The organism is Rothia sp. P6271, assembly GCF_048512995.1.
Taxonomy (GTDB): Bacteria; Actinomycetota; Actinomycetes; order Actinomycetales; family Micrococcaceae; genus Rothia.
Genome location: NZ_JBLXXV010000008.1, coordinates 14827 through 26295, shown reverse-complemented (window position 1 = coordinate 26295; position 11469 = coordinate 14827). Strand labels below are relative to the sequence as shown.

General features: G+C 48.0%; 8 protein-coding genes and 1 tRNA gene. 3 read left to right on the top strand and 6 right to left on the bottom strand.

The annotated features are described in order from the left end of the window. Positions 1 to 111 precede the first annotated feature (111 nt). Positions 112 to 1599, bottom strand: coding sequence for a diaminopimelate decarboxylase (lysA, locus tag ACN08X_RS06655; RefSeq protein WP_419108281.1), 1488 nt, complete (start codon positions 1597 to 1599; stop codon positions 112 to 114). A 1-nt stretch (position 1600) separates the two neighbouring features. Next, entirely contained in the window at positions 1601 to 3262 is a 1662-nt protein-coding gene (gene argS, locus ACN08X_RS06650; RefSeq protein ID WP_419108280.1) for an arginine--tRNA ligase, read from the bottom strand. 203 nt (positions 3263 to 3465) lie between these two features. Here argS and ACN08X_RS06645 point away from each other — a divergent pair. Both ACN08X_RS06645 and hrpA read left to right on the top strand, forming a co-directional pair. Continuing rightward, positions 3466 to 3538, top strand: a tRNA-Arg gene (locus ACN08X_RS06645). Positions 3539 to 3681: 143 nt separating this feature from the next. After that, positions 3682 to 7932, top strand: coding sequence for an ATP-dependent RNA helicase HrpA (gene hrpA / locus ACN08X_RS06640; RefSeq protein WP_419108279.1), 4251 nt, complete (start codon positions 3682 to 3684; stop codon positions 7930 to 7932). Between the two features lie 100 nt (positions 7933 to 8032). On the opposite strand, the gene ACN08X_RS06635 is transcribed toward hrpA, so the two are convergent. Together ACN08X_RS06635 and ACN08X_RS06630 are read right to left on the bottom strand one after the other, a co-directional pair. Continuing rightward, positions 8033 to 8431, bottom strand: a complete 399-nt coding sequence (locus ACN08X_RS06635; RefSeq protein ID WP_419103625.1) for an HIT family protein — start codon at positions 8429 to 8431, stop codon at positions 8033 to 8035. Between the two features lie 38 nt (positions 8432 to 8469). Beyond that, complete coding sequence (locus ACN08X_RS06630; protein ID WP_419101491.1) at positions 8470 to 9123, bottom strand: MBL fold metallo-hydrolase; 654 nt, start codon at positions 9121 to 9123, stop codon at positions 8470 to 8472. A 139-nt stretch (positions 9124 to 9262) separates the two neighbouring features. On the opposite strand from ACN08X_RS06630, the gene ACN08X_RS06625 reads away from it, so the two are divergent. Further along, positions 9263 to 9688: a Fur family transcriptional regulator gene (locus ACN08X_RS06625; RefSeq protein ID WP_419101492.1), complete on the top strand. Its 426-nt coding sequence runs from the start codon at positions 9263 to 9265 to the stop codon at positions 9686 to 9688. A 24-nt stretch (positions 9689 to 9712) separates the two neighbouring features. Here the strand turns inward: ACN08X_RS06625 and ACN08X_RS06620 are convergent, their stop codons facing one another. After that, positions 9713 to 10615 carry a metal ABC transporter permease gene (locus tag ACN08X_RS06620; protein ID WP_419108278.1) on the bottom strand — a complete coding sequence of 301 codons (903 nt, stop codon included), beginning with the start codon at positions 10613 to 10615 and terminating at the stop codon, positions 9713 to 9715. After that, entirely contained in the window at positions 10612 to 11466 is an 855-nt protein-coding gene (locus ACN08X_RS06615) for a metal ABC transporter ATP-binding protein (RefSeq protein ID WP_419101494.1), read from the bottom strand. Before ACN08X_RS06615 ends, ACN08X_RS06620 begins: the two co-directional genes overlap by 4 nt. Positions 11467 to 11469 lie beyond the last annotated feature (3 nt).

Sequence of the window (11469 nt, the reverse complement as noted above, 5' to 3'; positions counted from 1 at the left end):
TCAACTATCGTTATTCTTGCAGGTTCTACAAAAGAACGCACGCCTTAGCTTAGAGATATCCAAGCGTTACGGCAGTGCGTTCTTTTATGTCGTTATATGAATCAACATCAACTATTGTGTTATTCCTACATCATAAGAAAGCATCTCATCTTCGCTTTGACCGCGAACAATCACAGAAGGCTCTCGATCAGTCGCTGTAGAAACCACCGGCGGACGCGTCAAATAGTTGTAGTTTGAGCTCAACGCATAGCAATACGCGCCAGTTGCCGGAACAGCCAACATGTCGCCGGCACGGATATCTTGCGGAAGATAAACATAACGCACCACAACATCTCCCGATTCGCAATGCTTACCGACCACACGAGAAAGCACCTGCTCCCCCATGGGAGCACGATTCGCTAAAACTGCCGTATAGTCTGCTTCATACAAGACTGGACGAGCGTTATCACTCATACCGCCGTCCACCGACACATACCGACGGACACGCGTCTGACCATTCTCGTCTTCAACAGCAACGTCTTTGACCGTTCCTACCGTGTATAAAGTCATTCCAGAAGGACCAGAAATAGAACGTCCCGGTTCAAAACTCATATGAGGAATAGCCATCGACAGACGCTCACACGTTTGCGCAATAGAATCTGCTAGTTCTTGAGCAATATGTGCAGCTTCACGCGGAGTATCTGAGCAGGTGTACCCAATACCGTAACCGCCACCTAAGTCAAGCTCAGCAAGGTTGATGCCTAGACGCTGATTCAGATATTGCATATATTCAAGCACCTTTGTGGCAGCAGCGATAAAACCATCTGCCTCAAAAATTTGCGACCCAATATGGCAATGCACACCACGAAAATCAAGGTGTTGGCTTTGATGAGCTAACACCGCTGCAACCGTGGCATAAGAATCTTCTTGACCGATACCCAAACCAGTTAACGTCTGCGAATCTAACCCGCTCAGTTCAGCTGTCCCAGACACCAACGACTGACCAAATTTTTGATCTTCGTGTGCGGTTGCAATGAAATCATGAGTTGAGGCATGAACACCAGGAGTCAAACGTAAAAGTACCGGCGCAACAACACCCATCGCCTCAGCAATCCGAGCAATCTGCTGAACTTCAGGCACAGAATCAGCGACGATACGACCAACACCGTACTCTAAAGCACGACGAATCTCAGCGTCAGACTTGTTATTACCGTGTAAAGCAACTTTATGTGCCGGCACACCGGCACGGATAGCTAAAGCAAGTTCCCCACCCGAAGCAGTATCAAGGTAAAGCCCTTCGTCATCTGCCCAGTGAGCAACAGCGCTACACAGAAAAGACTTACCAGCATAGTAGATAGATACCGGCGCCCCGACTGCTTCAAAAGCTTGCTCAAAAGCAACTCTAAAGGTGCGAGCGCGCCGACGAAAAACAGACTCCGAAAAAACGTATTGTGGGGTGCCAAAACGCTCACGCAGCTGTTCAACCGGTGTTCCGTCGACGAGTAGTTCGCCAGATTCTGCCCGTGAAAAGTTTTGCTCCCAAATGGTAGGTTCAAGAACTTCTGGGTGTTCGGGCACTTGTAGCCACGACGGCGCGTAGAGAGGTGTTTGGTCGCTCACGTTACATTCTTTCTGGTGCGGTTACACCCAGCAGGTATAACGCATTGTGAAGCACCTGTGCGGTGGCGTTGTTAAGGAGCAAGCGACTGCTATGTACGGCGGTAATTTCTTCGTCACCACGTGGTGCGACACGTGAAGCACCGTACCAGCGATGGTATGTTCCAGCCAATGTTTCAACGTAACGTGCTACACGGTGAGGTTCACGGAAAAGCGCTGCTTCTTTGACCGCGTTAGCATATTCTCCGAGCACACCAAGGAGCTGAGCGTCTAGCTCTGAATCGAGTGCTTGTGGGTCGAATAGGTCGGTATTCACTCCAGCAAGTTCTGCGTTGCGAGCAACAGCGCAGGTACGAGCGTGTGCGTATTGAACGTAGAATACGGGGTTTTCGTTGCTCTGCTTGGTGAGTAGATCAAGGTCAATATCAATGTTTGAATCTACAGAGTATCGTGTCAGGGTGTAGCGTGCGGCGTCTACTCCAACTGCTTCGACGAGGTCTTCAAGGGTGACGATGGTTCCGGCACGTTTAGACATACGTACAGGTTTTCCATCTTTAACGAGATTGACGAGCTGGCCAATCATCACTTCGACGCGATGTGGATCATCGCCAAGTGCGGCGGCAGCAGCTTTAAGACGTGCAGTGTACCCGTGATGGTCTGCACCAAGCATGTAAATGGCGATGTCTGCGGGGTTTTGTGCACGGTGAATCTTATCTTGGAAGTAGGCGATGTCTCCGGCGATATAGGCGGCGTTCCCGTCAGATTTGATGACGACTCGATCTTTATCGTCACCGTAACTGGTAGATTTGAGCCACCATGCACCATCAGCGAAGTAAAGGTTTGACGATTCTTTGAGTTTTTCGAGGAGCTCATCGACTTTTCCAGATTCGAAGAGGGAGTTCTCGTGGAAGAACACATCAAATTCCACACCAAACTCTTTCAGAGAGCGTTTGATTTGGGAGAACATGAGTTCGACGCCTTCAGCGCGGAACACTTCTTGGGGGTCTTCACTCTCAAGAGCATGAGGGTGAGTTTTGAGAATGTCCTGAGCAATTTCAGAGATGTAGTTTCCACCGTAACCGTCTTCGGGTGCAGGTTCGTTTCGTGCGGAAGCAAGAAGGGAACGTGCGAAACGGTTAATCTGGTTGCCGTGATCGTTGAAGTAGTATTCTCGTACAACGTTTGCGCCTTGAGCTTCAAGAATACGTGCGAGAGAATCTCCTACCGCAGCCCAACGGGTACCACCAAGGTGGATAGGTCCAGTGGGGTTAGCGGAAACATATTCGAGGTTAATGGTTTTTCCGGCGAGGGTGTCGTTGTGTCCGAAGGCTTCTCCAGCTGTGACGATGGTGCGTGCAAGTTCTCCTGCTGCGCCTGCTTCGAGGACAATGTTTAAGAATCCGGGGCCTGCGATGTCTACCGATGCGACACCTGAAATATCTGATATGGGTTGAGCAAGAATCTGTGCAACTTCTCGAGGATTTTTACCCACTTTTTTAGCAAGTTGCAGAGCGATATTGGTCGCCCAATCGCCGTGTTCACGGTTCTTTGGTCGTTCCACTTTAACGGTGGGAAGTTGTTCTTCACCGTTGAGGGTTAGTTCACCAGCGTTAACGGTGTTAGAGAGGATTTGTGCAATTGCCGTTGAGAGTTCTTCAGGTGTCATGCTGATAAGTTTACCTAAAAGTATCGGTGAGCCAAGTTTCTCTATAGGGTAAATCGTAGATTCGGCGTCTCCTCCCCACTTTTAGATGTTTTGTGTTGTTGATATTGCACCTAAATTGTTCATCGCAAATATCGTCTTCCTCGGGTGCTTCTGGTATCGTGGATAGTCGTTGCATCCATCATCTGTAGACGATGTAGCACCGTGCCCCCGTAGCTCAGTGGATAGAGCACCAGTTTCCGGAGCTGGGTGTCGAAGGTTCGAATCCTTTCGGGGGCACTTTTTTCTTCCCCAAAGATACCTCGCCACCACAAAAACTATTCGACGTGATTCATCGTTACAAAGAATCAAGGTTACAAAGAACAAAGCCATTACGGCTTCTACCGCCCCCACTTTGAACATCACCTAAAGTTGCGTACCCCATGTCTGAGAAAAAAACTTCACATCAATCTCCTTCTTTAAGCGCTCTTGCCGCTACTATTCATCACGCCCCGACCCGTATGAGCAGCTCATCAACACAAGAGTCACACAAGAACGTTCATCGTTCATCTCGCGGTACAAGTAAATCTGGTGCCCCAAAGAATACACGGCGTTCCCGCCGTTCATCATCGCAGGGGGCAAAGCAGCCGCCAAAGCCGCGGCGAGTTATTGCACCAGAAAGTATCACCTACCCTGCAGACCTTCCAGTTTGTACGCAACGACAAGAAATCATCGATGCCATTCGCTCTCACCAAGTTGTGATTGTTGCTGGTGAAACTGGTTCAGGTAAAACAACTCAGCTACCTAAAATTTGTTTAGAAATGGGATTAGCAGAATATGGCATGGTCGGTCATACCCAACCACGACGTATTGCAGCGCGCTCGGTAGCAGAGCGTATCGCCGAAGAGTTAGGTGAAGAGCTCGGTCACACCGTCGGTTATCAGGTACGTTTCACCTCACAGGTGAGCGATACTTCTGCCATCAAATTAATGACTGACGGTATCCTCCTTGCAGAGATACATCACGATAAGCTGCTAACAAAGTATTCTGTTATCATCATCGACGAGGCACACGAACGTAGCCTTAACATCGACTTTATCCTCGGGTATCTCAAACAGATTCTTCCCAAACGGCCAGATTTGAAGGTGATTATCACCTCGGCAACTATTGACCCAGAACGTTTTAGCCGACACTTTTGTGCAGAAGAACTCAGCGCCGACGACGAGCTACCCCCTCATGCGCCACCAATTATCGAAGTCTCGGGAAGAACCTACCCTGTTGAAATCAGGTATCGCCCGTTATCAGAAGAGGCAGAACACCCTGACGAAGACTCCGAAGACCTAGCAACAGAAGATAGAGACCCTATCGACGGTATTCTCGACGGCATCGTTGAGCTATCACGTGAAGGGAACGGGGATATCCTCATCTTTTTCGCCGGAGAACGAGAGATTCGAGATGCTCAAGAAGCTATTGAACAGCTTATCCGTAACACCCCTCAACTGCCCCGCTACGAAGTTTTACCGTTATATGCTCGGCTCTCTTTAACAGAGCAAAATCGTATTTTCCGTACCGGTTCAAAACCTCGTATTGTACTGGCAACAAACGTAGCAGAGACATCGCTAACAGTACCGGGTATCACCTATGTGATTGATACGGGCACGGCAAGAATCTCACGATACTCAGCACGCACCAAAGTTCAGCGTCTACCGATTGAAAGAATCTCTCAGGCAAGTGCACGGCAGCGTTCTGGTCGTAGTGGCCGTACCAGTGCCGGTATTGCGATACGGCTCTACTCTGAAGAGGATTTTCTTTCACGCCCAGAATTCACAGACCCCGAGATTCTACGCACTAACCTCGCCGCCGTCATCCTCAACATGAGCGCTATGGGTGTAGTTCAGTCCATTGGGGATATTGAGCGTTTCCCATTTGTGCAGAAACCTGAGAATCGAGCCATCAACGACGGCGTCGCCTTATTGAGAGAGCTCGGCGCGTTAAGTATGAAACATTCTCATAGCCGACGTCGCGGTTCCTCACCACTGACCGCTATTGGGCGTGCCATGTCTAAGCTTCCTTTAGACCCGCGTTTGAGCCGTATGATAGTTGAAGCTCAAAAACGTGGATGTGCTAAAGAGATGATGGTTCTTGCTGCTGCATTGACCATTCAAGACCCTCGAGAACGTCCCTACGAACAACGCGCACAAGCAGATACTTTCCACCGCCGTTTTGTCGACGATAACTCTGATTTTTCCAGTTTCTTACTGTTATGGCAGTATCTGCATGAGCAGCAAGAAGAACTTTCCTCATCACAGTTTAGAAAGCTTTGTCACCGCGAACATATCAACTTTTTGAGAGTTCGAGAATGGCAAGATCTCTTTGCGCAGCTACGCGATATTGCCCAAGAAGCAAAGATTAAGGTCAGCGCTGGGCGCATCATTGAGCCGGCAGCGCATGAAGAGAATTTGCACAAGAGTGTTCTTTCGGGTTTGCTCTCTCATATCGGGTTAAAAGATGAGCGCACACGCGGAGAATATCGTGGAGTCAGAGGAACACGTTTCCATATTTTCCCTGCTTCGTCACTATTCTCAAAAAAACCAGAATGGGTGGTTGGTGCAGAACTTGTAGAAACATCAAAACTATGGGCTCGAACCAACGCCAAAATATCCCCAGAATGGGTGGAAGAAGTCGGCTCGCACCTCGTTAAACGACAATATGATGACCCTCATTGGTCGGCTGCTGCTGGTGCCGTCCTCGCTCACGAGAAAGTAACATTACTGGGGTTGCCTATTATTGCTGACCGTAAAGTTCAATACTCTCGTATTGACCCAGAATTATGTCGCGAGATATTTATTCGCTCAGCACTTGTTGAAGGCGACTGGAAGACACGACATCGTTTCTTCAAACGTAATCAGCGCGCTTTAGCCGATATTGAAGAATTAGAGACGCGTCTTCGACGACGAGATTTACGTGTCGATGACCAAGCTCTCTTTGACTTCTACAACCAGCGTATTCCCGCCCATGTGGTCTCAGCACGACATTTTGATCGGTGGTGGAAAGAAGAACGTACTCGCAACGAACACCTTCTCGATTTTTCGACGGACCACCTCATCGACCACGAAGCAGCCGATTACGATGAAAGCCAGTTCCCCCGAACGTGGACCGTCACCACAGGCGGTGGTGAGCTACACCTCGATTTACGATATGAGTACGCCCCTCACCCCGTCGATACAGCATCATCTGCGCATACTGATGGTATTGCGGTGCAGATACCGTTACTCTTTTTGAACCAGCTCACCCAAGAACCTTTCCAATGGCTTATTCCCGGTCTTCGTGAAGAACTCGTCACAGCATTAATTCGTTCATTACCAAAACAGATTCGCAAGAATTTTGTTCCAGCACCAGACGTTGCTCGCCAGGTCATAAAACTTTTAGACGAAGAATTTTCTCCGATAGAAGATGTTTTTGACCAGTCCGTGGCGCGGTGTCTTAAACAGTTGCGTTCAGTGCCTGTGCAGCCCGAAGACTTTGATCAGCAGAAGATACCTGAACATCTACGTTTCACGTTCCAGGTGCGTAATCATCAGAACCTTATCGTAGGAGAAGGAAAAGACCTTCTTGCTTTGCAAAGCTCTCTTCATGAACAGGTACGAAACGCGTTAGCCCAGTCATTAGGAGCTAGTGTTGAGGATATTTCGGCACTTACTGCTCTAGGCAAAACGGCTCATACGGTTGCACAGTCTTCAGTGCCCAAGCCATCATCACAGAAGAAAGCTGGCGCTGAGAGCCAAGGAGATTCGACAGCTTCTGATAGTTCAGTTCGTGAACGTTCAGGTCTGTTGCACTGGCCAGAAGAAGATTTTCCGCGAACAATAACTCGCACTATTGCAACCCAACAGGTTACGGGGTATCCGGCTCTTACCGATCAGCACAAGAGCGTTGGTTTGCAGATTTTTTCACAGGAGGTGGAGGCCTGCTCCTCACAACGTCAAGCGGTCACACGGCTTCTAAGTCTTGAGTTACCGTCGGTAGTTCGTTATGTTAGCGATCATCTTTCGCATCAGGAGAAACTGATTTTTACCCAGAATCCGCATGGTTCGGTAGATCAGTTGGTTCAAGATTGTTTAGCAGCTGCTATCGATTATCTCACCCCAGAAAACCCGCCATGGACGAAAGCTGAGTATCAGATACTTTATGATCGTGTACGAGCCGATTTAATAGATACTGTCTTTGAGGTTACGAAGCTTGTTGCGGATATTCTTCGTGAGTCTACTGCTGTACAGAAAATGTTAAAGAAGGCTACCTCTTTATCGGTCATCCATGCTGTGAGCGATATGAAATCTCAGCAGGAGAATCTTGTTTACCCGGGGTTTGTCGCTCAAACGGGGTATCAGCATTTAGCGCATATTCCGCGCTATCTTCAAGGTATTTCACGCCGTCTTGAAAAGTTGGGGTCTCAGCTACATCGAGATCATCAGCAGATGCTCATTGTACAAGAACTCGAAGATGCCTATGATGAGGCAGTTAAATCTTTACCAGCTGGTACGCACGTTACCCAAGAGTTAAAAGATGTTGGTTGGATGACCGAAGAGCTACGCATCAGTTTCTTTGCACAAAATTTGGGCACAGCATATACGGTCTCCGAAAAACGTATCAAAAAAGCTTTACGTGAGGCGTTAGAAAAATCCTCTCGAAACTAGCTCATCCACGGTTGTACCGGTTCGTGCTGTTCAATGCTGTGGGGTGTGGGTAAAACTCGTGTCAGTTTTACCCACACCCCACAGCATATATGGACGCGAGTTATTCTGCTAAGGCCTCACGTAAGGACTGTGCATGTTGTGCTAGTTCTTCTGGCGGAACGTCACGTTGGATAGCTTCGGGTGAGAAGTCTGCCATGCTATTGGCAGGGTATACGTGAAGGTGAGTATGCGGAACTTCAAAACCAGCAATCATCAAGGCGCTACGTTCTGAGTCAAATACTGTACGTTGAGCTTGTGCAATTTTCTGTGCCACAGCAAAAAGGTGGTTACGTAGACCATCGGGCAAGTCGACCCAATGGTCTATTTCTTCTCGAGGAACGACCAGCGTATGTCCAGGGTTCACTGGTTCAATCGTCAAAAATGCTGCGCATTGGTCATCTTCATAGACGATGTGTCCAGGTAGTTCGCCGGTCATAATTTTTGTAAAGATGGTGGTCATCAGGTGTTCTGCCTTTCTTTGAGCAGTTCGTCAAAACTTTAGGAGATTTCTACACTCTCTTTGGGTTCAAGTAACGAAAATTCTGTTCCATACCGTGCGGCAAAGTTCTTCGTGTGTGTGCCAATCATCGTTCGACCAGAATCTGCTAACAAAGAATCATGAATTTGGTAGGCACGTGGAGCACGTACTGAAGCCACAAAGTCAATAACCTCACCAATTTTATTCCACGGTGCGTGGATTGGAACAAGGAGCGTTTTAACGTTGACTCCATCAGGAACAACAAAATTGTCACCGGGGTGGTATAAGTTATCGTTGATAAAGTACCCAACGTTGGGAATCATTGGGATGAGCGGATGAATCAACGCATGCTGACCACCAAATGTTTTGATGTTAAAACCGTCAAGAGTGATGCTTTCTGCACCAGCTACGGCCTGTATCTGGGAGTTAGGTAGGGTGCGAGACATCTGTTCTGCAACAGGCGCCGGCGCGTAGATACGCACCTCAGGATGTTCTTGAAGATAAGGGTCAACACGTTCAGGGTCATAATGGTCAGGATGCCCGTGGGTAATCAATAAATAGTCGGCGCCCTCGAGAGCTTCAGATACTTCCGAGAAGTTTCCGGGGTCAAGAACTAGTGTTTTTCCTTCGTGTTCAAGACGAACACAAGAATGAGTGTATTTCGTAAGTTTCATGTATCCACCCTAATATGAGTGTGCTTTATAGTCTCTCAGATTATTCTAGAGATGGGAATAAATATCGTAATATAGCGTATCTATATCCCCTAGTGTAAGGTGTTGAAAGTATATTTTCGGTGATATGAAGGGCTAGAGCATGATGGCTGAATCTCAGACCGCTAAACCTGAGGTGCGTAATACAAAGCAGCGTCGCATTGTTAAAGCAACGTTAGAGGGCTTAGACGATTTTATCTCAGCCCAAGAATTACATATGCTCATGGTCTCACGTCAAGAGTCTGTTTCTTTAGCAACAACGTACCGTATTTTGCAATCTTTAGCAGAATACGGTGAGGTGGACGTACTCAAAACCGAAGATGGAGAATCTATCTACCGTAAATGCGAAGTAGAGCATCACCATCATCATTTACTCTGCCGCCGTTGTGGTGCTGCAGTTGAGTTAGAAGCGCCTTCTATTGAGGATTGGGCCACAGCTGTCGGTGCACAATACGGTTATACAGATATCGACCATGTTATTGAGGTAACCGGTGTTTGTTCCTCATGCCAGAAGAAAGACCTCCCCTAGCAGAGTTCTCGTTTTATACGATATTTATACCTGTGATGGTACGCTCACGGTTCGACGTCCAGAGCCACTATAACGGCGGCGTACTGCGCTGATAGCACGGCTGACGAGATACAAGATGAAGGAAATGCTTGTAACGTATGGGCTAATCGGTAAAGAGCCAGCAAGCGCAAGCATAATGCCACCAACAATAGATATCTCGGCAAAAAGAATAGATAATGCTAACGCTTTTAACGGGTTAGCGCTTAGTTGCAAAGCTGCAGCAGCAGGAGTAATCAGTAGCGCTAGCACCAGTAGAGACCCTACAATCTGCACAGATAGAGCAACTGCGACTCCTAAAACTAGCATAAAAACCATGGACAAAAATTGCAGTGGTACGCCTTTAGCACGAGCAACGTCAGGGTCTAAAGAAGCAAAGGTGAGAGGCCTCCAGATAGCGATAAGAATACCGATAATAAAGATGGCGCCCACTATCATGTAGTTCAGTTGTGACTCATCAACAGAAACAATTTGTCCGGTCAGAAGAGAAAACTTGTTACCAGAACGTCCAGGGTATAAGGACAAAAATAAGATGCCCATTCCTAACCCAAATGGCATCAATGCACCAATAACGGAGTTTGTACTATGTGTTTTCGAACCGAGTACGCCCATCAATAAGGCAGAGAGCACTGAGCCAACAAGAGATCCGGTGACGACGTTATATCCCAGCAGGAGAAACAGCGCTGCACCGGCGAATGACATTTCAGCGATACCGTGAACGGCGAATGCGTGGTCACGCATCATGACGAAGGTGCCAACAAACCCTCCAATGAGTCCTAGTACTGCACCTGCCAGAATAGAAGGCATGAGCAGTTCAATCAGTTCTCCATATCTGTCGAAAACAAAGATTTGTGAGAACAGGGAGGAACTATATGCAAGAGTGGTGATCATGAAAGTTCTCCCGAGTTAGTGCAATGGGTGTGTTCTTCAACGGTTGCCCCTGGCGCATGGTTTTCTCCACCAACGACGATATATCGTCCATTTGTTTTGATGACGCTCACCGGAGTCTGATAGAGGTTGGTCAGCACTTCACTGCGCATGACTTCTTCGACTGTTCCAATCGTAAAACGCCCGTTAGCAAGGTAGAGGACTCTATCAACATGATCAATAATGGGGTTTATTTCGTGGGTTACGAAGATGACAGTCCCTTGCTGTTGGCGATTATATTGGTGGATGAGTTCAGCAACAGCGTATTGATGGTTTAAGTCAAGAGAAAGTAGGGCTTCATCGGCGAGAAGAATTTTTGGGTTATGTGCGAGTGCTTGGGCTATGCGGATACGTTGTTGCTCACCGCCAGAGAGTAATCCTACGGGAACGTTTGCGTATTCTTCTGCGCCGACAGCTTCTAAAAGTTCTTCGACTCGTGCTTGTACTTTTCGCCGCCCGTGGGTCAGTATTCCCCAACGGTGCCCGTCGATACCTAAACGAACAACGTCACGGGCACGTAACGGGGTGTGTGCCGGCATCATTTTTTGTTGTGGAATATATCCGACGCCGGGGTGTCCGGTGCGTGCTGGGGAACCAAGGATGCTGATTTTTCCTTGGCTGAGGATTTCTAGTCCCAAAACAACTTTGAGGAATGTTGATTTTCCGGAGCCGTTGGGTCCAAGTACTGCAAAGTATTCTCCTTGTTCAACTGTGAGGTCAAGGTCTTTCCAGAGAGTTCTTTGCCCGTAGGAAAGTCCGCCTCCGCGAATGGTGATAGCAGTCTTAGAGGCGGACTTTGTGATGTTGTTGTGCATGTT

What these genes read in the sequence shown, in the direction of transcription:
- ACN08X_RS06620 (WP_419108278.1), bottom strand. Translation starts at nt 10,615, where the DNA reads ATGATCACCACTCTTGCATATAGTTCCTCCCTGTTCTCACAAATCTTT.
- argS (WP_419108280.1), bottom strand. Translation starts at nt 3,262, where the DNA reads ATGACACCTGAAGAACTCTCAACGGCAATTGCACAAATCCTCTCTAAC.
- ACN08X_RS06615 (WP_419101494.1), bottom strand. Translation starts at nt 11,466, where the DNA reads ATGCACAACAACATCACAAAGTCCGCCTCTAAGACTGCTATCACCATT.
- ACN08X_RS06630 (WP_419101491.1), bottom strand. Translation starts at nt 9,123, where the DNA reads ATGAAACTTACGAAATACACTCATTCTTGTGTTCGTCTTGAACACGAA.
- ACN08X_RS06635 (WP_419103625.1), bottom strand. Translation starts at nt 8,431, where the DNA reads ATGACCACCATCTTTACAAAAATTATGACCGGCGAACTACCTGGACAC.
- ACN08X_RS06625 (WP_419101492.1), top strand. Translation starts at nt 9,263, where the DNA reads ATGATGGCTGAATCTCAGACCGCTAAACCTGAGGTGCGTAATACAAAG.
- hrpA (WP_419108279.1), top strand. Translation starts at nt 3,682, where the DNA reads ATGTCTGAGAAAAAAACTTCACATCAATCTCCTTCTTTAAGCGCTCTT.